This is a genomic window from Natronosporangium hydrolyticum, assembly GCF_016925615.1.
In the GTDB taxonomy this organism is placed as follows: Bacteria; Actinomycetota; Actinomycetes; order Mycobacteriales; family Micromonosporaceae; genus Natronosporangium; species Natronosporangium hydrolyticum.
Map to the genome: position 1 here is coordinate 2,283,116 of NZ_CP070499.1, position 22,359 is coordinate 2,305,474.

The 22,359-nt window shown below is 71.3% G+C and carries 17 protein-coding genes; 9 read left to right on the forward strand and 8 right to left on the reverse strand.

Annotation, left to right across the window (positions count from 1 at the left end; all coding sequences use genetic code 11):
- Window positions 1-60: 60 nt before the first annotated feature.
- Together JQS43_RS10165 and JQS43_RS10170 are read right to left on the reverse strand one after the other, a co-directional pair.
- Window positions 61-2,157: a cellulase family glycosylhydrolase gene (locus JQS43_RS10165; RefSeq protein ID WP_239678817.1), complete on the reverse strand. Its 2,097-nt coding sequence runs from the start codon at window positions 2,155-2,157 to the stop codon at window positions 61-63.
- A 112-nt stretch (window positions 2,158-2,269) separates the two neighbouring features.
- A complete protein-coding gene (locus JQS43_RS10170) occupies window positions 2,270-2,800 on the reverse strand; it encodes a DUF6790 family protein (RefSeq protein ID WP_239678818.1) in 531 nt (176 codons plus the stop codon).
- Window positions 2,801-3,036: 236 nt separating this feature from the next.
- Here JQS43_RS10170 and JQS43_RS10175 point away from each other — a divergent pair, with 236 nt between their 5' ends.
- The 5 genes from JQS43_RS10175 to JQS43_RS10195 all read left to right on the forward strand — a co-directional run bounded on the left by JQS43_RS10175 (window position 3,037) and on the right by JQS43_RS10195 (window position 12,622).
- Window positions 3,037-4,686 (forward strand): TIGR02677 family protein, encoded by a 1,650-nt coding sequence (locus JQS43_RS10175; RefSeq protein ID WP_239678819.1) that lies wholly within the window; start codon window positions 3,037-3,039, stop codon window positions 4,684-4,686.
- On the forward strand, window positions 4,683-6,101 hold the full coding sequence (locus JQS43_RS10180) for a DUF2398 family protein (protein ID WP_239678820.1): 1,419 nt from the start codon (window positions 4,683-4,685) through the stop codon (window positions 6,099-6,101). Before JQS43_RS10175 ends, JQS43_RS10180 begins: the two co-directional genes overlap by 4 nt.
- A 36-nt stretch (window positions 6,102-6,137) precedes the next feature.
- Window positions 6,138-10,313 carry a TIGR02680 family protein gene (locus JQS43_RS10185; RefSeq protein WP_239678821.1) on the forward strand — a complete coding sequence of 1,392 codons (4,176 nt, stop codon included), beginning with the start codon at window positions 6,138-6,140 and terminating at the stop codon, window positions 10,311-10,313.
- Entirely contained in the window at window positions 10,310-11,521 is a 1,212-nt protein-coding gene (locus JQS43_RS10190) for a TIGR02679 family protein (protein WP_239678822.1), read from the forward strand. Before JQS43_RS10185 ends, JQS43_RS10190 begins: the two co-directional genes overlap by 4 nt.
- A gap of 102 nt (window positions 11,522-11,623) precedes the next feature.
- On the forward strand, window positions 11,624-12,622 hold the full coding sequence (locus tag JQS43_RS10195) for a glycoside hydrolase family 16 protein (RefSeq protein ID WP_239678823.1): 999 nt from the start codon (window positions 11,624-11,626) through the stop codon (window positions 12,620-12,622).
- A 59-nt stretch (window positions 12,623-12,681) separates the two neighbouring features.
- Here the strand turns inward: JQS43_RS10195 and JQS43_RS10200 are convergent, their stop codons facing one another.
- The 4 genes from JQS43_RS10200 to JQS43_RS10215 all read right to left on the reverse strand — a co-directional run bounded on the left by JQS43_RS10200 (window position 12,682) and on the right by JQS43_RS10215 (window position 14,404).
- Window positions 12,682-12,933, reverse strand: coding sequence for a hypothetical protein (locus JQS43_RS10200; protein ID WP_239678824.1), 252 nt, complete (start codon window positions 12,931-12,933; stop codon window positions 12,682-12,684).
- Between the two features lie 201 nt (window positions 12,934-13,134).
- Window positions 13,135-13,302, reverse strand: coding sequence for a hypothetical protein (locus JQS43_RS10205; RefSeq protein WP_239678825.1), 168 nt, complete (start codon window positions 13,300-13,302; stop codon window positions 13,135-13,137).
- 466 nt (window positions 13,303-13,768) lie between these two features.
- Complete coding sequence (locus JQS43_RS10210; protein ID WP_239678826.1) at window positions 13,769-14,194, reverse strand: VOC family protein; 426 nt, start codon at window positions 14,192-14,194, stop codon at window positions 13,769-13,771.
- A 42-nt stretch (window positions 14,195-14,236) separates the two neighbouring features.
- Window positions 14,237-14,404: a helix-turn-helix domain-containing protein gene (locus JQS43_RS10215; RefSeq protein WP_239678827.1), complete on the reverse strand. Its 168-nt coding sequence runs from the start codon at window positions 14,402-14,404 to the stop codon at window positions 14,237-14,239.
- Window positions 14,405-14,475: 71 nt separating this feature from the next.
- Here JQS43_RS10215 and JQS43_RS10220 point away from each other — a divergent pair, with 71 nt between their 5' ends.
- Both JQS43_RS10220 and JQS43_RS10225 read left to right on the forward strand, forming a co-directional pair.
- Entirely contained in the window at window positions 14,476-14,913 is a 438-nt protein-coding gene (locus JQS43_RS10220; protein ID WP_239678828.1) for a pyridoxamine 5'-phosphate oxidase family protein, read from the forward strand.
- A gap of 197 nt (window positions 14,914-15,110) precedes the next feature.
- Complete coding sequence (locus tag JQS43_RS10225) at window positions 15,111-15,605, forward strand: general stress protein (protein WP_239678829.1); 495 nt, start codon at window positions 15,111-15,113, stop codon at window positions 15,603-15,605.
- 4 nt (window positions 15,606-15,609) lie between these two features.
- Here JQS43_RS10225 and JQS43_RS10230 read toward each other — a convergent pair whose 3' ends face one another.
- Window positions 15,610-16,902, reverse strand: a complete 1,293-nt coding sequence (locus tag JQS43_RS10230; RefSeq protein WP_239678830.1) for an NAD(P)/FAD-dependent oxidoreductase — start codon at window positions 16,900-16,902, stop codon at window positions 15,610-15,612.
- Window positions 16,903-16,992: 90 nt separating this feature from the next.
- Window positions 16,993-17,580, reverse strand: coding sequence for a histidine phosphatase family protein (locus JQS43_RS10235; protein ID WP_239678831.1), 588 nt, complete (start codon window positions 17,578-17,580; stop codon window positions 16,993-16,995).
- Window positions 17,581-17,734: 154 nt separating this feature from the next.
- On the opposite strand from JQS43_RS10235, the gene JQS43_RS10240 reads away from it, so the two are divergent.
- On the forward strand, window positions 17,735-20,389 hold the full coding sequence (locus tag JQS43_RS10240; protein WP_239678832.1) for an MGH1-like glycoside hydrolase domain-containing protein: 2,655 nt from the start codon (window positions 17,735-17,737) through the stop codon (window positions 20,387-20,389).
- Entirely contained in the window at window positions 20,386-22,350 is a 1,965-nt protein-coding gene (locus JQS43_RS10245) for an alpha-1,4-glucan--maltose-1-phosphate maltosyltransferase (protein ID WP_239678833.1), read from the forward strand. The genes JQS43_RS10240 and JQS43_RS10245 overlap by 4 nt, the downstream gene beginning before the upstream one ends.
- The last annotated feature ends 9 nt before the right edge of the window (window positions 22,351-22,359 follow it).

Consider the following 22,359-nt stretch of genomic DNA (forward strand, 5'->3'; position numbering starts at 1 on the left):
CCCCTGGGCGAGACCGTGGGGCCCAGTGATCGTGGGGCCCAGTGACCGCAGGGTCGTCGGTCAGCCGGCGGTGCCGGTGACCGTACTACCCGAGCGGACCACCTCGTAGCTCACGGTGTCGCCGCTCCAGAAGTGGAAGGTCAGCGTCACCGGGGCGCCGTCGTTGACGCTGTCGAAGAAGGTCGAGGTCAGCTCGATCACCCCGGCGTCGTAGTCCGGCTCGAATGCCTGGCTGAACTCCTTGAACGAGGTCCAGTCGTGGGGGCCGGCGTTGCTGCCGTCGGCGTAGACCGCCTCCATCGTCGCCAGCTGGTCACCGCGGAACTCGGTGGGCACGGCGAACGAGTTGGTGGCTCCGTTGGCGTCCTGCAGGATCGGCGTGTCGTAGCTGATCACACTGATCCGCCACGGCGCGCCCTGCGAGAACTCGGCGTGCAGGTCGGCGTTGACGCCGTACTGCTGGGAGCCGACCAGATCGGTCAGTGTGGACGCGGTGATCGTGAGCTGGTCCCCGGCGACCGTGTAGTGCTGGCCCTCGGTGAGCAGGGTGCTGCCGTGGCGCAGCCCTTCGAAGGTGGTGCCGTGCCGGTTGAGGGTGAGGGTCTGGTCGGTGATCTGCCCGGCGACCTCGACATACACCTGGTCGGCCGAGGCGGTGCCGGAACGGCCGGACCAGCTCGCCGACAGCATGTCGTAGAACTCCTGATCCCGCCAGTGCATCGCGTTGCGGTTGTAGTGCTGGCCGTTGTCCCAGATCTGGGTGGTCAGCTGGGTCTGCTGCGCGTAGTGGTTGACGAACTCGAAGAACTTCAGCTTCTCGCCCTGCTGGATGGTGCCGACGTGCTGGTCGAAACCGAGCAGCCCGTATTCTCCGATCACCACCGGGATGCCGCGGGTGACGAAGGCGTTGTGGACCCGGTCGAAGGTGTCGACGATGTCCTGCCGTACCTCGTCGTCGAACCGGGTGTAGCCGGCGACGTTGACGCTGAACGGCCAGAAGCCGTAGAAGTGCACGGTGGCGATCAGGTTCGGGTCGTCCAGTTCGGCGATGGTGTGGTTCAACGCGTCCAGGTACGGCTGTTCGGATCCGGTGTGCATGGTCGGCAGCACCAGCATCCGGTCGGCGTTGTTGCCGCCCGAGTCGCGGACGATCTCGTGGAAGGAGACGTTCAGCTCGTGCAGCAGCTCCGTGTGCAGCGCGTCGTCGGAGCCGGTGAACAGCGGTTCGTTGACGCTCTCGAACATCAGCCGGGGGGAGGCATCCTGGAAGGTGTCCGCCACCTGGGTCCAGATCGCGTTGTAGCGGTCGAGCACGTTGGTCCGGTCGTTCGGCATGTCGACGATCCACTGCCACGAGTCGTGGTGAATGTTGATCATGACGTAGAAGTCCTCATCCAGCGCCCAGTCGACGACCTCTTCGACTCGGTCCAGATAGGCCTGATCGATGGTGTAGCTGGGGGCTGGGCCCTGCTGGGCGCTCCAGGTGACCGGAATCCGGATGCTGTTGAAGCCCTCTGCCCGGATGTTCTGGATCAGCTCCTGGGTGATCCAGGGGTTGCCCCAGGCGGTCTCGTCGTCGCCGACCGCGTCCAGCGAGTTGCCCAGGTTCCACCCGGGCTCCATGGCAGCCACCACGGACATCGGGTCCTCGCCGTCCGGCGGGGGCGTGGTGGGCGGCGTCGTCGGCGGCGCGGTGGTCGGCGGTGGGCTGGTGGGCGGCGGCTCACTCACGTCGCCGGTACAGGTGGTTCCGTTGAGGACGAACTGGTCCGGGGCCTGGTTGCTGCCCGACCAGGAGCCGTTGAACCCGAACGAAACCGTCCCGTTCGTGGCGATGCTGCCGTTGTAGCCGACGTTGCTGGCGGTCACATCGGCGCCGGACTGGGCGACCGTGGCGCCCCAGGCCTGGGTGACCTGTTGCCCGCTGGGGAAGGTCCACTCCAGGTCCCAGCCGTCGACCGGGTCGCCGAGGTTGGTGATCGCGACGTTGCCGGTGAAGCCGCCGGGCCACTCGTGCTCGGCGGAGTAGTCGACGCTGCAGCCGGTGGCGGCGTGGGCGGTGCTGGCCGCGGCGACACCGAGCCCGGTCAACAACGAGGTGATGGCGACAGTGCTGAGGGCGAGCCGCCAGCGGGCGGCCCGTAACGTGCCGTGCATGACACTCCTAAAGGCGCGGTGCCGCGAGGGTGGCGGGGCCCTACGCCGCTCACCGCACGGCACATCGGCGTGCCCGGACTGCCAGGAGAATAAGTCGGGTCGATAAACTTTGTCAACCGGAGTCGGGGCGAGCGTGGCGGCCCCGCCGCGGCTCCGGCCGGCGGGACGTCCGGCGGTAGCCGATCAGCAGCCCGATCGCCAACAACGGCTGCAGGATGTCCGACGGTAGTGACCAGACATTGCTCGGTGCGCGGTTGTCGTGCGCCACCAGCTGCATCAGATGCCCGATGGCGTCGCCGAAGTAAGAGATCGCCAGCGCCACCACCGCGGCGGTCAACCAGCTTCCGCGCAGCCGGCGAAGCGCGCAGCCAATGCCGAGCACCCCCAGCGCGATATCACCCCAGCCGACCTCCCACTGGAACATGGAAGGCTCGTACCCGATCTGATCGGCGATCTCGGTCGAGTTGGGTCCGATGTGGGCGATCCCGCCGATGATCGCCCAGGCGCCGCCGGCCACCAACACCCACAGCAGTGCTAGCTCCACGGCACGCGGCCCGGTACGCCGGTCGGGGTGCCGGTCGAGCAGCAGGTGCAGGACGAAGCCGACCACGATCAAAGCCCACTGGCCGACGAAGAAGACCATCCCGTCCCCTCCTCCCTCCCGAGGTCGCCGCCGCCGATGGCCTCCAGGCGATCAAATCACCTTATTACAGACTTAACAATGAGATGTCGTATTCAACGAAGGCCGTTGCCGAGGCCGGGTTGCTGCCAGCGGCACCGCTACCAGGGTCAGGGGGCACCGGCCGATACCATGCATGCGATGAATGGGTCGGCGGGCCGCCCGTCGGCGGGCACTGTCGACGGTGGGAAGGCGGGGCGATGGTGGCGACCGGCGACACACCTGCACCGACCTTCGGGCTGGACGACTTCGGGCTCGACGAACGGATGCGGCTGTTCAGCTATCTGACCGCCGACAACCGGTTCGGCTACCTGTGGGTGCTACGCGCCTTCGATGCCGCCCGCTCCAACTATCATGTCCTCCTGCACACCTCGGAGGTGGCCGCCGCGCTCGCGGCGTTGCGGGACCGCGCCCCGGACTGTCCCGACCCGGCCGAGCTGGAGCTGTCCCGGCTGCTCGACATGCTGGTGGAGTGGGGAGTGCTCGACCGGGGCCAGGACAGCACCCGAGCCACCACGCTGGCCGAGTATCGCAACCGGCACTCGGTCTACCAGTTCACCGAGGCGGGCTACCGGGCGCACCGGGCGGTCGAGAACGTCCTCTCCGCCACGATGGACGACAGCACGCTCTCCCGGCTGGTCTTCGCCGACCTGCTGGCCGACCTCGCCGCGCTGGCGACGGCGAACGCCGCGGGCGACAGCGAGGAGGTCTACCGCAAACTCAACCGGCTCGACCGGGCGCTCGCCGACATGGTGGAGCGGGCCGCGCGCTTCTACCACATGCTGGGGGATCTGAGCCGCACCAACGATCTGCGGCCGGAGACCTTCCTGGCGCACAAGGACGCCCTGCTGGCGCACCTGCGCGACTTCCACGACGAACTGCAGCGCTACACCCCACGACTGCGCACGGCCGTACACGAGGTGGAGGCGACCGGCCTGGATCGGCTGGTCGCCGCCGCCGCCGAGGCCGACGAGCGAATCTTCCGTACCCCGGCCGACCGGCTGGCCGACTGGCAGCGCCGGTGGGACGGGCTGCGCTCCTGGCTGGCGCCGCCGGGCGCCGACGAGATCAGCGAGGCCGATCGGCTCGCCGACGCCACCATGGCGGCGATCGGGGACGTGTTGGCGCTGCTGCGCCGGATCACCGAGGCGCGCCGCGGCGGGGTCAGTCGTGAGTCGCAGCTGCGGCACCTCGCCGCCTGGTTCTGCCTGGTCGAGACCGAACCGGCCGCGCACGCCCTGTTCGACGCGACCTTCGGCCTCGGCGCCCCGCGGCACGTCAGCGTGGCCTTTCCGGACCCGGAGGCGATCCCCACCCGGCACTCCTGGTGGGACGCGCCGGCGGTGGAGCTTTCCCGGACCCTGGTCACCGCCGGCCAGCTGCCGGGGCAGGGTAAGGGCCGGCCGGCCCGGCTCGACCGGGCCGACGCGCCGCGGGCCGTGCTCCGGCAACGCCAGCTCGCGGAGGAGCAGCGGCTGGGGCGGGCCGCCGCCGAGCTGGCCGAACTTTCACTCGGAGCGCAACCGCTGGACGATGCCCAGACCGGGGTGCTGCTGCGAATGCTCGACCTGGTGCTCGGCGCCCGGGCGCCCGGCGCCGGCCGGGCGCCGCTGGTAGCCGCGGCGCACGGGGTCCGGCTCACGCTCACACCGACCCCGGGGCGGTTCACCACTGTGCCCACCAGCGCCGGAGCGCTGCACCTGGACGGCTACCAGGTGACCGTGAGCCGCGCCGACCACACCATCAGCCGGGGGTCGGGCAACACCGTCACTGCGAGGTCGGGCGCCACCGCCACTCAGGCGGCGGGTCAGCCGTCGCCGGCGGCGGAGAGCGTAAGGTCTGGCCGGTGAGCGGTCACCGGTTCGCCGAGGAGATCTCGGATCTGGAGCTCGCCGACTATCAGCGGGCCGTCCGGCTGGTGCTGCGACATCCGTTGATCACCGCCGGCTGGCCCGATGAGAAGGCGCTGCCGCGAGTCCGCCGGTTCGCCGCCAGTCTCCGCCACGACCTGGCCGAGGCCTTCGGCTACCGGTTGGAGCTGCACGGCGCCACCGCCCGGCTGGTGCGCACCCGGGACAGCCTGGAGACCGACCATCCCGCCCGTTCCCGCAACGGCCGCCCGTTCGACCGGCAGCGGTACGCGTACCTGTCGTTGTGTCTGGCGGTGTTGGGCCGCGCCGGGATCCAGATCACCCTCAGTGAGCTGGCCGAGTCAGTGGCGGCCGACGCTGGCCGGATCACCGGACTGGGGCTGGACCCGGACCGGGGCGCCGACCGGCGGGCGTTCGTCGATGCGGTGGGCTGGTTGGAGGAGCGCGGGGCCCTGCGCACCGCCGACGGATCGAGCGTCGCCTGGGCCAGCGACCCCGGCACCGGGGAGGCGCTCTACGACGTGGCCCGGGACGTGGTGCTGGCGTTGTTCCGGCCGAGCCGGGTGCTGCAGCATGTCGAGTCGGTGACCGCCCTGCTGGATCGTTCCGGGGCCGCCGACAACCCCAACAGCAGCGGGAACGCGGCCCGGCGGGCGGCGGCGCAGGCGGCTCGTCGGGCGGTGGTGGAACAGCCCGTGGTCTACCTGGCCGAGGTCGCCGAGCCGGTCGCCAACCACCTGCGCGGTTCGGCGCTGCCGGCCGATCTGTACCGGTTGACCGGGCTACGCGTCGAGCGGCGGGCCGAAGGGGTGTTGCTGGTGGACACCGTCAACTTCTCGGTTGAGCGGTTTCCGGGCACCGGTTCGGTGGCGCAGGCGGCGGTACTGTTGGCGGTGGAGATGGCCGACCGGGTAGTGGACCCGGACCGGCGGCGGGTCCGGCGGTTCCCGCCACCGGAGCCAGCCGAGCAGCGGTTGCGGCTGGCGCGAGAGATCGACGCCGGGCTGCCGACCGGCACCCTGGTGCCGTTGCCCGACGAGTCGCCGGACCTCGCGCCGGCGGCGACCGACGGCGGCCCCGGAGACGACGGCGGCCCCGATGCTTTCGGCCGCCCCCGAGATGATCAGGCCGGCCCCGGTCGGCTGCCGTTCGCCACCGACAGCTTCCTGCAGGAATCGACCGATCAGATCCTACGCCGTTACGGGAAGGCTTTCGGCGCCGGTTGGCACGCCGACCCGCAGCGGCTGCGCACCGAGGCGGTGGCGCTGCTGGCGCGGTTCGGTGCCGTGGCCATTGTGCCCGGTGGAGTGTTGGTGCGGCCGCTGGTGGGTCGCTACCGTAACACCGTGGCGACGGTGAAGAAGCGCGCCACCACCCCCGAACTCTTCGCCTGACGCCATCCGCCATCGACTCATGGGGACAGACTAATCGTGACCGATCCCGCCGATGTAGGCCGGTTCCGGCCCACCCGTGCCGGCATCATCAACCTCTGGGACTACCGCGACGAGGAGTTCCTCTTCGTCGACGGCTGGCTGGTGCTCCGCGGCCCGAACGGGTCGGGCAAGACCAAAGCGCTGGAGGTGCTGTTCCCGTTCGTGTTGGACGGGCGGATCGAGCCGCGCCGGCTCAACCCGTTCGCCAGTGAAGAGCGGACCATGAAGTCCAACCTGCTCTACCGTGGCCAGGAGGTCTCCCACGCGTACGTATGGTTGGAGTTCGGTGACGGCAAGCGGTATGTGACCGTGGGGATAGGGCTGCGCGCCCACCGGCACGTGGACCGGGTCAGCCGCTGGCACTTCGTCACCGACGGCCGGGTGGGGGTGGACTTCTCCCTGCTCGACGCCGACGACCGGCCGCTGAACCGTAAGCAGCTGCTGGCCGAGCTCGGCGATGAGGCGGTTCGGGACTCGCCGGAGGAGCATCGACACCAGATCGACGCCCGGCTCTTCGGCCTGGGCCCGGCCCGCTACGAGCAGCTGCTCGACCTGGTCCTGACGCTACGGCGGCCGCAACTGGCGAAAGATCTCAACCCCGCCGAGTTGTCCCGGACGCTGCAGCGCGGGCTGCGACCGGTCGACGAACATCTCCTGGTGGAGGCGGCGCACTCGTTCGACGACATGGAGGCGGTAGCCCGCACCCTGGAGGGCCTGGTCGCCGCCGACACCGCGACCACCGGATTCCTGTCGATCTACTCGACCTACCTGCGTACCCACGCCCGCGCGGCGGCCGACGCGACTACCGCCCGGCGGGCGGCGGTGTCCCGGCAACACGAGGCGGTGGCGCAGGCGCGGGCGGAATCGGCGTCGGCGGCCGACGACGAGCAGGCGGCGGCGCAGCGGCTCGCGGCGGCCGAGTCGGAGCCCGCGCGGCTGCGCGCCCACCTGTCGAGCCTGCAGAACTCGCCCGCCTACCAGTCCCAGCAGGACCTCGCCGACCTGCAACAACACGTGGCCGACCTGGCGGTGGCCGCGCAGCGGGCACAGGCCACGGTGGTCGGCGAGCGCGCCGCCGAACAGGCGCGGGGCCGGGAGCGGCAGCAGGCTGCGATCGCTGCCCGGGACGCCGCCGCCGCGGTGCAGCGTGGTTCCGACGCCCTCGCCGGCGAGGCGGAGCTGGCCGGCATCGACTGGCCCGCGGACGACGCGGTGCCGGACGGACTCGCCGCGAGGGTCACCGCCCGGGTCAGCGCCCGCCGGGTCGACATAGCAACGGTGCGGGAGGCCGCGCAGCGCTCGGCGCAGGCGGAGCGGGACCACGCCCGGGCGCGCGACGACCGGTCCGCCGCCGACGAGGCGGTGGCGACGGCTGAGGCGGAGGTCGGGCAGCGGCAGGCGACGCTCGCGAACGCCCGGGGAGCGGCGGTCGCCGAGGTGCAGCGGTGGCGGCACGGTCACGCCGATCTGCTGGCCGAGCTTTCGGTGCCGGACCTGCCCGAGGTGTTGGCCGAAGCGGCCGGTGCCGCGGGGGAGCCCGGCGAGGCGCCCAGCCTGCGCGAGATCTTCAGCGACGCCACCGCCGCCGCGGTCGCGGCCCGGCGGGACCGGTCGGCGGCGCTCTCGGCGCAGCGTGACACCCTCGACCGGCAGCGAGTCGAGCTGGCGACGGAGCGGGAACGGATCGCCGCCGAGCACGACGACGCCCCACCAACCCCGCCCACCCGCCGGTCGGCGCGGGAGTCACAGCCGGGCGCGCCGCTGTGGCGGCTGGTGCGGTTCGCCGACCAGGTGGCCGACCGCGACGCCGCCGGAGTGGAGGCTGCGCTGCACGCCGCCGGGCTGCTCGATGCCTGGGTGCACCCTGACCCTGACTCGGCCGCCAGGGCGGTCGCCGATGGGGAGCAGGACGGCCATCTGGCACCGTTGCCCGCAGCCCGCCGCCCGGCCGGCGACACCCTCGCCGACCTGCTGGTGCCGGAGGTGCAGCAGCAGGTGCCGGCGGAGCGGGTGGCGGCGGTGCTCGCCTCGATCGCCCTGGTCGACCTGCCGATATCGGTGGCCGCGGCCGATGCCCCGGTGGCAGCGGTCGGCCGGGGCGGGCACTACCGGCACGGGGTCAGCGCCGGCCGGTTCGCCAAGCCGACCGCCGAGTACATCGGCGCTACCGCCCGCGCCGCCCGCCGGGCCGCCCGGATCGCCGAGTGCGACCGGGGCCTCGCCGCGCTCGATGCGCAGATCACTGCTGTGGCGGCGGCGGCACAGGCGATCGACGAGTTGCTGGCGTCGGTAGGAGTGGCCGCCGCCGCGCTGCCGTCGCTACAACCGGTCCATGCAGCCCAGCGGGAGCTCGACCGGGCCGCCGCGACGCTCGCCGCCCGCCACGACGCGGCCGCGGCGGCGAGTACCCGGCTCGACCAGGCGTTGGCCGAGCGCTCCACCGCGGCGGCGGTACAGCAGCGGGTTACGGCCGAACGGTCGCTGCCAGCGGATCGGGTCGACGAGGTGGCGGCCGCGGTCAGTCGGTTCGAGCGTGGCGGGGTGCAGCTGGAGGGAGCCCATCGGCACGCCGCTGGGGCCCTCGACGCCGAGCAGGCGGCGCAGGAGCGGCACGACGAGGCGGCGCAGCGGGTCGCTGACGCCGAGTCGGCCGCGGCCGAGGCGGCCCAGCGCCACCAGGAGAAGGACGCCGGCTACCAAGCGTTGTGGGAGGCGGTCGGCGCCGAGGCGGAGCAGGTGCTCGCCGAAGCCGACCGGGTAGCAGCCGAGATCACCGTCGCCGAGGCGGAGCTGACCGGTGCGCGCGCCGCCCACAGTCAGGCCGGGCGGCGGCGGGCCGCGGCCGAGGCGAGAGTGGAGCTGGGCGACGAGGCGCTGGCCGGCGCGGTCGCCGAAGCGCAGCAGGAGGCGCTACGCCTGCGCCCGTACGCACAGCCGGACCTGCTGGGATTGCTGCGTTGCCCGACCGAGCTGCGCTGGCCGGCCGAGGTCGGAGTTGCCGAGGAGGACGAACTGCCGGAGGCGGTGGTCGCCCTGCACGAGGCGATCCTCGCGGCCACCCGGGAACTCAACCCGACCGAGACTTCATTGAAGCAGAGCGCTACCCGGCTCACCACCGCCTTGGCGGAGCTGCAGGCGCAGCTGCCCGCGACCGGCCTGGACCATCGGCCGGAGTGGACCACCGATGAGGGCGTGATCGTGGTACGGGTCGCCGACGAGCAGGGGCTCACCCCGGTGGCACACTTCGCCGAACGGATCGCCCGGGAACGCCGCGACCAAGAGCAGTTGCTCACCGACGCCGAACAGAAGGTGCTGGAGGATGCGCTGCTGGGCCAGCTCGCCCGGCAGATCCATCAGCGCACCATCGAGGCCCGGGACCTGGTCGAGGCGATGGACACCCAGATGCGGGCCCGGCGGATGTCCTCCGGGATCACCGTCGGAGTGGGCTGGCGGCTCGCCGACGACTTGACGACCGAGCAGCGTGAAGTCTGCAAACTGCTGGAGCGGGACCCGGCCCGGCTCGGCCCGGCCCAGCTGACCAGCCTGCGCCGGCACTTCGCCAGCCGGATCAAGACCGCTCGCGCCGAATCCCCCGAACTGCCGTACCGGGAACTGCTGGGCCGGGTGCTGGACTATCGGCAGTGGCGGGTGTTCGCGTTCACGCTGCACCGGCCCGGTGGCGGCGCCGAGGCCCTCACCCGGGCGCGGCACAGTCAGCTCTCCGGTGGTGAACAGTCGGTCTCGCTGCACCTGCCGCTGTTCGCGGCGGCGAACGCGTTGTTCGGCTCGGCGCGGCCGGAGGCGCCCCGGCTGTTGGGCATGGACGAGGCGTTCGCCGGGGTCGATGAGACCGGCCGGGGCGAGCTGATGTCGCTGGCCCGGCAGTTCGATCTGGACCTGTTCATGACCGGCTTCGATCTGTGGGCCACCCACCAGTCGGTACGCGGCGCGGCGCACTACGACCTGTCCCACTCCGCGGCGGAGCAGGCGGTCGCGGCGGTGCTGCTGGTCTGGGACGGCACCGCCAACCTCGCCGACTTCGACGGGAGCCTGGCGCAGGCGTACGGTTCGCCCGGCACCCGCCGATCTCCGGCGGTCGGATACCCGGCGGTCGATGCTCCCGGCGGCGCAGCGGCCGGGGATGCGTTGCTGCCGTACCCGGAGGTGGCGTGACCGAACCAGCGCCGCGGTGGCAGACGCTGACCGGCGAGCCCGGTTGGTCCCGGCTGCTCGCCGCCGCTCGTCGCAGCCTCGAACGCACCGGTGGGTCGCTGGCGGGCGCGGTTTCGCTGACCGCACCGACCGAGGCGGAACGGTTGGTGGTGATCGGGGTCACCGGCGCTCACCGGTCGTCCGCCGCCACCCGGCTGCGGGTTCCGCTGGCCGAGGTCGACAGCTACCTCCAGCAGGCGTACGGCGCCGGGCTGCTGGCGGTGCTGGCCGCCGCGGCGCCGCTGCGGGACCGGACGGCCGAAATTCGTGACCAGGCCGCCGCCCGCGAGGCGGTGCTGACGGTGGCCTCCAGCAGCAAGTACGCCGGGACGCAGTGGTACGAGCAGTGGCTGGCCAGCCTGCGCCGCGACGGTTGGCTCGCCCGGGTGGCCCGCACCGGCGTGCCCTTCGCAGCCGTGGTGCGGGCGTTGGACGCGCTGCCGGTCGACGGCGAACCGCTGCCGGTCTTCGCCGACCGGGTGCTCCACGACCCTAAAGCGCTGGCGGATGGGGTCGTGCGTGGCCTCGTACTCCGGGCGCTGGCGGCCTGGCAGGGCACCGCGGTGCCGGGCAACCGGGCGCAGGAACGGGCGCTGTGGGAGTCGGTAGGACTGGTACCCGATGACCTGGCCAGCCAGGTGCTGGTGCTGGGGTTGCCGGCGAGCGGTGGGCTGCTTGGCCGTTGGCTCACCGAGGCGGCGGAGGCACGGGTACCGCTCCGGGTGACGCTGCACCAGCTCCGGCTGGCGTCGTTGACGCTGCCGGTCGACGAGATCTTCGTGTGCGAGAACCCAGCGGTGTTGCGGGCCGCCGTCGGCCTGGCACCGCGGGCCCGGCCGTTGATCTGCACCGAGGGGGTGCCGTCGGTGGCGGCGCACCAGCTACTCTCCGCGGCCCCGGCGGAGACCGTGATCCGGTGGCGAAACGACTTCGACTGGCCCGGGGTGAGGATCACCACCGCCGCGCTGGCGCGCTACCCCCGCGCGCTCCCCTGGCGGATGTCGGTCCAGGATTACGCGGCGGCCGGCGGGAGCGGACCGGCGTTGCTGGGCGAGCCGGCCACCACCGGGTGGGATCCGACGCTGGCGGCTGCGATGCGGGCGGCTGGTCGGGCAGTGATGGAGGAGCGGCTGGTGGATCTGCTGCTCACCGATCTGCGGTCTAGCTAGTTCTTGCCTGAGGGGTAACTGGCGTTGCTGCGGTTCACGCGGTTGGGGGAGTTGCCGGGTTTCTTAGCCGCCTCGGCTGCTGGGGTGGCGAAACTAGGTGCCATGCGATCTTCCCAGCGGCCAGTCGTGGCGGTTAACCGAGCTCTCCGCAGCCGAGTCGTCGGCGCCGTAGCGCTCACCGGGGCGCTGCTCGCGAGCGATGGCCTGGCCAGTTGCAACGAGAACGATGGCGGGGCGCCGCCGACGCCGCCCGGGTGGACAGTGGAGTTCCTCGACGACTTCGAGGGGCCGGCCGGTGCGTTGCCCTCGTCGGAGCGCTGGCGGTTGAGCCTCGGCACCAGCTACCCGGACGGGCCACCTAACTGGGGGACCGGTGAGGTCACGGTCTACACCGACGATCCGGCCAATGTGAGCCTCAACGGCGAAGGGCAGTTGGAGATCACGCCGTTGCGGGACCGGGCGGGGGAGTGGACCTCCGCGCGGCTGGAGACCAACCGGCAGGACTTCCGCCCGCCGCCGGGTGGTGCGCTCCGGATCGAGAGCCGGCTGCAGCTCCCGGACGTGACCGGTGCCGCGGCGCTCGGATACTGGCCGGCGTTCTGGGCACTGGGCGAGCCGTACCGGGAGGATATCGACGGCTTCCCCGCGATGGGGGAGATCGACATCATGGAGAACGCCAACGGGTTGGACGAGGTGTGGGGGGTGCTGCACTGCGGTCCGGCCGAGGGCGGGCCGTGCGAGCAGCCCGACGGGCTCAGCGCGAGCACCGACTGCCCGGACGAGCCCTGTGCCGGCTCCTTCCACACCTTCACCTTCGAGTGGGACACCCGGGTGGGACCCGCCGAACTCCGGTGGGCGGTCGACGGCGAGGTCTTCCACACGGTCAGCGAAGCTGACATTCCGGCCGACGTGTGGCAGCAGTTCACCGGCCATGAGGGCTACTTCCTGCTGCTGAACCTGGCGATCGGTGGCGGCTTCCCGGACGCGATGGCCCAAACCACCACTCCGACGTCGCAGACCCAACCCGGTCACCCGCTGATCGTCGACTACGTGGCGGTCTGGACCACCGGTGCCCAGCAGACCGGCGCCCAGCAGACGTGACCGGCCGGGGGTAGGTAGCTCGGGGGAGGTAACCAGCCGGCCGGGGATCGGCCGGCCGGCTACGCGGCGAGGGAGAGCGGGAGGGCCGGGTGGCGACGGGCGATGTGTTCCCGAGTGTCCGGCACCACGTCGCCGGTATCCAGCCAGCAGGAGACGCAGGGGTTCATGTCGGAGCGCCAGATCCACCGGGCCTTCTGGCTCACCAGCGGATGAAACTCGACGATGTTCCGGTTGGCGGGCCGCCGGAACCGGGTCAAATACTCGTCGGAGCGATGGTGAAAGTGGTGCTCCAACCACTCAACGGGGGACATTCGGGGTGCCTCGCTACATTTCGGGGTGTGATCTCGGGTGCGCAGCAACTCTGGGTGCGCAATGGCGCCGAATCTACCTGCCCGGTGAGTGGTTGCGGAGCCTCCGCGAGCATGTGCTACGCCACATCTTCCCAGGTGAGAAGGGTCGCAGTTGGGTACTGTCGGGCGGCGCGACGGCCGCCGTGGTGACGGAGGCCCGGCTTACCCCCAGTGCGGCGGCCGTTCGGCGAGCAGGCGCCGGTCGTCGCCGGTGAGGGAGTCATGGGAGTCGTGGGAGCCCGGACCGGGGTAGTCGTCGCCCCAGCCGGGCCCGCGCTCATCCTGGGTGGTGTCGGGCAGCACCTCGTCGTCGTCTTCCCATCCGCTCACCGCACCAGTGTGCCAGCTCGCGGAGCCTGCTGGCTCATCCAGCGCTGGCGACCTCTCCGCATCTCGACCTCTCCGCATCCCGACTTGATGATCTTGGAGGAGGAGGGGCGGGCGGGCGGGCGGGCGGGCGGGCGGGGGGACTGCTTCGTTGCCTACGAGAGCTGCTAGCACAAACGCAACGGTGCCGGCCGGGTGATGGCACCACGCCGCCGCTCGGGCTCGCCTCGACCTACGGGAGGGCTGGCGCGGCGTCGAGCGGGTGCCGCGATGGGTGACCAGGTCGGAAGCGTCCACCAGTCCGTTTCGGCGGGCGGCCGTTGTCCGGGAATTCGGTGCCGGAACAAGGCCGGCGCCGGCCTGGCGCTGCCCCGTTTGTGCTAGCAGCTCTCGTAGGCTCCGACGCGGGTATCCACCGACCACGAATACAATCCAAGCTCATCAATTGGAGTGGCGTGGGCTGCCGGGGTCAGCCGGCGAGCCGGCGCTGGATCTCCGCCGGCGTCAACTCCTCCAACGGGTGCGAAATGATCCACAGGTGACCGTACGGGTCGGCGACCCGGCCAGACCGCTGCCCGTAGGGTTGGTCGGCGATCGGGAAGACGATCCGCCCGCCGGCGGCGACCATCGCCTCGGCGACCGCGTCGGCGTCGTCGACGGTCAGCTCCATGATCACCGGGGTGCCGCCGGTGCTGGTCGGCGCCAGGTCGCCGTCACCCTCGTCCTTCACCGACACGGTGGCGCCGCCGATCGTCAGCGCGGCGTGCACGATCTTCCCGTCGGGCATCGTGAACCGGGTCTGTTCCCGGGCGCCGAGGCAGCTGCGGTAGTACTCGATCGCGCCGGCCCCGTCGGTCACGACCAGCTTCGGATGCACTTCAACAATGGTGGCCATGGCCCCATCCTCGCCGACCGCCGGGGCCGGGTCTTGTAGAAATCAACCAACCCCCGGGCCGGTCACCGGGATGTGGTTGGCGGCGTCCGGGCTGCGCGGGGCGTACTCGGTGGGTCGCAGCCCGGCGAATGCCCGGAACTCGTGGATCAGGTGTGGCTGGTCGTGGTAGCCGAACTCGGCCGCCAGCCGGCCCCAGTCGACGACTGCCACCGTGCCAGCCTAACCCCGTCGTCGGCGGCCGGGGTTGACCTGAAGCCAGGTTGAGATTGCAGAGTGGCCGGATGGCAGATTTTGATCTTGCGGAGTTCCTCGCCCAGCCGTTGACCGCCCGGGTCGCGACCAACGGCCCGACGGTACGCCCCACCTGGTTCCTCTGGGAGGACGAGAGATTCTGGATTATCACCGGCCCGTGGACGAAGCTGTTGGGCCGGGTGCGTGCCGACCCGGTGGTGGCGCTGGTGGTCGACGAGTGCCAGCTCGCCACCGGGGTGGTGCGGCAGGTCATCGCCCGGGGACGGGCCGACCTGCTGCCCTTCGACGTCCCCCGTGGTCGCCGCAAGCTCTCCCGATATCTCGGCAGCGATGAGAGTCGCTGGGACGACCGCTTCACCAGTTACCTCTACCGCGACCCGGCCGACACCGGCATCACTTGGCTGCGGGTCCACCCCACGCTGCTCCGGGCGAAAGACCTCAGCTATCCGGTCAATCCCCAAGTTTAAGCAGGTCAGCGCCGTGGGTCGTGGGGGTCGGCGCGATGATCGAGCGGCCTGGGCGGGCACAAACTCGCGCGGGCGGCGGTACATCGAGTGCGGAGCTACACTGGCTGTGAGCAGTTCGTCACCCGCTGCGGGTGGGGTGGCTCATCCTCCCGGGGTCAGCGTTTGGAAATCAGGATGCCCGTTACTGGGAGGTCGTCATGGTGACTCCGCTCGGCGGTACGGATCTACCGGTCGAACAGACCCGGAGGGTGACGGTCGCGACCTACGGCGACTACGCGTCGGCCCAGCGGGCCGTCGATTTCTTGTCCGACAACCAGTTTCCGGTCGACCGGACCGCCATCATCGGCACCGATCTCCGGTTGGTGGAGACCGTGCTCGGTCGGCTCACCGTCGGCCGGGCCGCGTTGCAGGGGACCGCGGTCGGAGCCTGGTTCGGGCTCTTCATCGGCCTGCTCTTCGGCATTTTCGCGGTGTCGGGCTGGCTGGCGGTGGTGATCGCCGGGGTGCTGATCGGCGCTCTGTTCGGGGCGATCTTCGGGGCCCTGGCCCAAGCCTTCACCCGCGGTCAGCGCGACTTCTCGTCCCGCCGGTCGCTGGTCGCCGCCCACTATGACGTGACGGTCGACGGGGAGTACGCCGAGCAGGCGTCGCGCCTGCTGGCTACGCTGCCCGCGGAGCCGAACCGCGGCTAGGCGGTCAGGCCCGGGTTCGGGGAGTGTCGATAGTCGACGGATCGAGCAACGCGTTGCTTCGGTGCTGGGGCCGGAGGTAGAACTCGTCCGCCCAGGCCAGTAGGGCGCTGGCGCGGGCGCCGGCGCCCTCCATTAGCTCGGCGTGGACCCCAAGCCAGGCGGTGAAGGCCAGCCGGCCGTGGAGTTCGTGCCGGTGTGGACCCAGCTCGGCGACGGCGGCCTGTCGATCGACCATCGCCATGATCCCCCGGTCGTGGTAATGGAACGGCTGCCGGGGTCGACCGTGCCAGGCGGCGAGCAGATTCTGGGCGGCGTGCCGGCCGGATTGCCGGGCGACGCTGGCCAGCTGCGGCAGCGGATGCCCGTCGGGCCCGCCGGGGATGTTCGCGGCGTCACCGACGGCGTAGACCTGCGGCGCATCCGGCACGGTCAGATCGGGTGCGACGTTCACCCGGCCGCCGGGACCGAGCGGCAGCGCGTCGGTGCCGAGCGGGGGCGTGGCCACGCCGCCGGCCCAGATCGTCAGCCGGGTCGCGACGCTGCCGCCTTGGCTGAGGGTGATTTGGTCGGCGGCGACCCCGGTCACCGAGACCCCGGAGCGCAGCTGCACCCCCCGGGAACGCAGCCGGTCGGTGGCGAACTCCTGCGACTCGGCGGTGAACCCGGTCAGCAACGTCTGTCCGTGGTCGATCAGGATCACCTGCGCCTGCGCGGCGAGGCGCGGCCCGAACGCCGCCGGGACCACATCGTCGACCAGATCGGCGAGCGCGCCGGCGGTCTCGACCCCGGTCGGGCCGCCGCCCACCACGACCAGGTTGAGCGGGACATCGCCCGGCGGCGACTGGTCCCGGGCGGTCTGGAAGAGCCGGATCAACTGGTCGCGTACCGCCTGCGCGCCGTCGAGGGTGTAGAGCGGGTAGGCGTGCTCGGCGGCGCCCGGGGTGTGGAAGAAGTTGGGGTCGGCGCCGCCGGCGAGCACCAGCACATCGGCGGTCAGTTCATCGCCGCTGGCCAGCTGGACGGCGCGCCGATTCGGGTCGAGCCGTACGACGGTGTCGGTCCGGACCGTGACGTTGTGGTGGTGGCGCAACAACTCCACCAGGTCGAGGCCGACATCGGCGGGGGCGAGTTCGGCGGTGGCCACCTGGTAGAGCAGCGGGGTGAACTGATGGCGCCCGGTGCGGTCGACCAGGGTGACGCGGATCTGTCGCCGGCCGCCGAGCTGCTGGGCGCAGGCCAGGCCCGCGAACCCGCCGCCGACGATGACCACATGTGCGTCTTCCGGCCTGCCCGCCATCGCGTCGCTCCCGCCATCGGATCGCTCCACCGCCCGGTGGCGCGGCTTCGAGCACCCTCCTGCTGAGAGAATCACACGAGCCGGCCAACGTCAGCCGGATGGCGGATCCGGGGCGGTCGACTGGTTCCACCGCCGCAGCACCGGGGTCTCCCGTTCCCAGCCGAGCGCGCTGACGGCGGCGGTGTCGAGCGCGAAGCACCGCCCCTGCGCCGCGGGCAGCTCCAACCAGCGGGCGGCGAGCACCCGGAGCAGATGCCCGTGGGAGAAGACCGCGACATCGCCGTCGACGCCCCGCAGCCGGTCGATCAGCGGGTCCACCCGGTCACCCACCTGCGTGGCGGTCTCGCCTGCCGGCGCGCCGTCCCGCCAGATCGACCAGCCGGGGCGCTGCGACCGGATGTCGGCGGTGGTCCGCCCCTCGTAGCTGCCGTACTCCCATTCTCGCAGCTCCGGCACCACCTCGGCGTCGGCGGCCAGGCCCGCAAGTCGGCAGGTGTCGGCGGCCCGGCGCAGCGGGCTGGTCAGCACGGTTACGAACCGCCGGTCGCCGAGGGCGGCGGCGAGCGCGGTCGCGGCGGCCTCCCCGGCGGGGGTGAGCGGCAGATCGGTCCGGCCGGTGTGCCGGCCGCTGCGGCTCCACTCGGTCTCCCCGTGGCGGACCAACACGATCTCCGACATGCCGTGCCTCCGCTCTGCTCACCTGGCAGCAGCTTGCCACGCCGGGCCGCCGGCCGGCGCGATTGTGGCGAAGCCAGCGCCTAAACCCCGACCTTTCTCACTCGGTGGGTGTGCCGGTGCAGGACCCGCCGGCCGGCCCAGGACAATTGGGGGAATGAGCGATGACCAGGCGGAGCGGAACCGGCTACGGCGGGCCGACGAGGGGCTCGAACCGTGGCGGGCGTGGGGCCCGTACCTTTCCGAACGGGCCTGGGGCACGGTCCGCGAAGACTACAGCGAGCACGGGTCGGCGTGGGACTACTTCCCGCACGACCAGGCCCGTTCCCGCGCCTACCGCTGGAGTGAGGACGGGCTCGCCGGGATCTGCGACGAGAAGCAGACGTTCTGCTTCGGCCTGGCGCTGTGGAACGGCGTCGATCCGATCCTGAAGGAGCGGATCTTCGGCCTGGCCGGGCCCGAGGGTAACCACGGCGAGGACGCCAAGGAGTGCTGGTGGTATACCGACTCCACCCCCACCCACTCCTGGTTGAGCTGGCGCTACCACTATCCGCAGGCCGAGTTCCCGTACGAGCAGCTGCGGTCGGTCAACGCCGAGCGAGGGCGGGACGAGACCGAGTACGAGCTGCCGGACACCGGGATCTTCGACGACGACCGGTACTGGGCGGTCACCGTCGACTACGCCAAGGCCGCGCCCCGGGACGTGTGCGCGGTGATCACCGTGACCAACCAGGGGCCCGACCCGGCGTCGCTGCACGTGCTGCCGACGCTGTGGTTCCGCAACACCTGGGCGTGGAGCGGCGACGAACCGGAGCCGGTGCCGGAGATCCTCGCCGACGGCGCCCGGCTGGTGGGCCGGCACCACAAGCTGGGCGAGCTGGTGCTGGTGGGAGACGGAGAACCGACCCCGTTGGTCTGCGACAACGAGACCAACACGCAGCGACTGTGGGGGCTGCCGGGCCGTTCGGACTTCCCGAAGGACGGCATCAACGACCACCTGGTCGACGGGGCCGAGACGGTCAACCCGGAGCTTCGTGGCACCAAGGCGGCGCTGCACTACCGGCTGGAGGTGCCCGCCGGGGGCACCGCCACGATCCGGGTCCGGTTCGCGGCGACCGCGCCGCCGGAGCTGACCGACCCGACCGACACCGTTCCCGACCTGGGGGAGGGGTTCGACCAGGTGGTGGCCGCCCGGCGGAGCGAGGCGGACGGCTACTTCGCGGCGCTGGTGGGCGACGACCTGCCGGCGGAGCGGGTGGCGGTGGTGCGGTCGGCGGTGGCCGGGCTGATGTGGGGCAAACAGTTTTACCACTTCAATGTGGCCCGGTGGCTCGACGGCGACCCGTCGGCGGTGCCGCCGCCGGAAGGCCGCCGGTTCGGCCGCAACAGCCACTGGCGACACATGTACAACCGCGACATCATCTCCATGCCCGATCCGTGGGAGTACCCTTGGTACGCCGCGTGGGACCTGGCGTTCCAATGTGTCGCGTTGGCCCGGGTCGACCCGACCTTCGCCAAGCAACAGCTGGTGCTGCTGTTGAAAGAGTGGTATCAGCACCCCAACGGGCAGCTTCCGGCGTACGAGTGGGCGTTCGGCGACGTCAACCCGCCGGTGCACGCCTGGGCGGCGCTGCGGGTGTTCGCCATCGACGGCGGCACCGACCACGAGTTCCTCGCCCGGGTGATGCACAAGCTGCTGCTGAACTTCACCTGGTGGGTCAACCGGGTCGACACCACCGGCAACAACCTTTTCGAGGGCGGTTTCCTGGGGTTGGACAACGTCGGGCCGTTCGACCGAACCGCCGGGCCGCCGGTCGCCGGGATTCTGGAACAGTCGGACGGCACCGGCTGGATGGCGATGTACGCGCTGAACCTGATGGAGATGGCGCTGCTGCTCGCCGAACACGACCCGGTCTACGAGGATCTGGCCAGCAAGTTTTTCGAACACTTCATCTACATCGCCGGTGCCGCCTACACCCATGGTCTGTGGGACGACGAGGACGCGTTCTTCTACGACGTGCTGCGGTTGACCGACGGCACCACCGTGCCGCTGCGGGTGCGTTCGATGGTGGGGCTGCTGCCGTTGGCGGCGAGCACCACCCTGACCGAGCCGACCCTGCAGCGGCTGCCCGAGCTGGGTGCCCGGATGCGGTGGCTGCTGGCCAACGCTCCGGAACACGCCCACGTGGTCACCGACGGCGACCTGGCCGGCGCCGAGTCGCCCAAGGGGCGGCTGGTGGCGTTGGTCGGCAAGGAGCTGCTGGTGCAGCTGCTCAGCCGGATGCTCGACCCGCGGGAGTTCCTCTCCCCGTACGGGCTGCGCAGCCTCTCGGCGGCGCACCGGGAGGAGCCGTTCGAGGTGGAGCTGGACGGCCACGAGTTCCGGGTCGGCTACGAGCCGGGCGAGTCGGCCGACGGCACCTTCGGTGGCAACTCGAACTGGCGCGGACCCGTGTGGTACCCGGTGAACTACCTGCTCATCGAGGCGCTGCGGCGGTACGGGAACTTCTTCGGCGACGACCTGACGGTGGAGTACCCGGTCGGCTCCGGCCACAAGCAGACCCTCACCCAGGTCGCCGACGACCTCTCCGAACGGCTGGTGGCGCTGCTGCTGCCGGACGCCAAGGGCAACCGGCCGATGTACGGCGACGCTACCGACCTGCGTAACCAGCCGGGCTGGCGGGAGCTGATCGACTTTCCGGAGTTCTTCCACGGCGACACCGGCGTGGGGCTCGGGGCGATGCACCAGACCGGCTGGACGGCGCTGGCCGCGAATCTGATTCTGGAAGCCACGTATCGTGGGGAGGCATGACTGGCCGCTTCCTGATCGACGATGTCACTCCCGCCGTCAACTGTGGGCGATACCCTGCCAAGGCGGTCGTCGGTGAGCTGGTGCCGGTCGGTGCCCGCGCCTTCGCGGAGGGCCACGCGGCGCTCGGCTGCCAGCTGGTGGTGCTCGGCCCGGACGGCGAGCAGCGCGCGCTGACCCGGATGGTGCCGGGTCCGCCGGGCACCGACACCTGGCAGGCACAGCTGCGCCCGGACGAGGTGGGCGAGTGGCGGTTCGCGATCGAGGCGTTTCTCGACCCGTACCTGCAGTGGCGCGACGCCGTCAGCAAGAAGGTCGACGCCGGGCAGGGGCCGGCGGAGCTCGCCAACGACCTCGCCGAGGGGGTGCAGATCCTGGGCCGGGCGGCGGTGGGGGTGCCGACGCCGTCGGCGCTGCGGGTGCGCCGGGCGGCGACGGCGCTGCGGGATGAGGCCCGCCCGTTGCCGGAGCGGCTGGCGCCCGCGCTGGCGCTGGCCGAGCTGTTGTGGCAGTGGCCGGTGCGGGAGCTGGTGACCCGTTCCGACGAGTACGCGATCGTGGTGGACCGGCCGCGGGCGCTCTTCTCCGCCTGGTATGAGCTCTTCCCGCGATCCGAGGGGGCGGTGGCCGACGAGGCCGGCCGCCCGCTGCGGCACGGCACCTTCACCACCGCGGCGCAGCGGCTGCCGGCGGTGGCGGCGATGGGCTTCGACGTGGTCTACCTGCCGCCGATCCATCCGATCGGCCGGGTCGCCCGCAAAGGCCGCAACAACGCGCTTACCGCCGAGGACGGCGACGTCGGCTCACCGTGGGCGATCGGGGCGGCCGAGGGGGGTCACGACGCGATCCATCCGGAGCTGGGGACCCGCGCCGAGTTCGAGCAGTTCCTGGCGCGGGCGCAGGAGCTGGGCATGGAGGTCGCGCTCGACCTGGCGTTGCAGTGCGCACCCGACCATCCGTGGGTCACCGACCACCCCGAGTGGTTCACCACCCGCCCCGATGGTTCGATCGCCTACGCCGAGAACCCGCCGAAGAAGTACCAGGACATCTACCCGCTCAACTTCGACAACGACCCGGCCGGCATCCGGGCCGAGATCCTGCGGGTGGTGCGGTACTGGATCGGCCTCGGGGTGCGGATCTTCCGGGTGGACAACCCGCACACCAAGCCGGTCGACTTCTGGCACTGGCTGATCGCCGAGGTCAAGCGGGACGCCCCGGATGTGCTCTTCCTCGCCGAGGCGTTCACCCGCCCGGCGATCATGCACGGGCTCGCCCGGGTCGGCTTCAGCCAGTCGTACACCTACTTCACCTGGCGCACCAGCGCCGCGGAGCTGCGTGACTACTGCCAGGAGCTGGTCGCCGCAGCCGACTACATGCGCCCCAACTTCTGGCCCAACACTCCGGACATTCTCCCCGAGCATCTGCAACACGGCGGCCCGTCGATGTTCAAGGTCCGGGCGGTGCTGGCCAGCCTGCTCTCGCCCGCCTGGGGCATGTACGCCGGGTACGAGCTGTTCGAGCACGTCGCCCGGCCGGGCGCCGAGGAGTATCTGGACAATGAGAAGTACCAGCTGCGACCCCGGGACTGGGCTGCGGCCGAGGCCGCCGGTGAGTCGCTCGCCCCGTTCCTGACCCGGCTCAACACCATCCGCCGCGAGCAGCCAGCCCTGCACTGGCTGCGCAACCTGCGGTTTCACGAATCCGACAACGAGGCGGTACTGTGTTGGTCCAAACGGGATCCCGAGACCGGGGGAGTGGTGTTGGTGGCTTGCTCGCTCGACCCGCGTCACGAGCAGTGGGCAAACCTGACGCTGGACATGCCGGAGCTGGGGATGCAGGGGCATGAGACCTTCACTGTGCGCGACGAGCTTACCGGCGCTAGTTACCGTTGGGGGCAGCGCAGCACCGTTCGGCTCGATCCGTGGGAAGAGCCGGCCCACGTCTTCACGGTCCACCGTCCGTAGGTTTGAGTA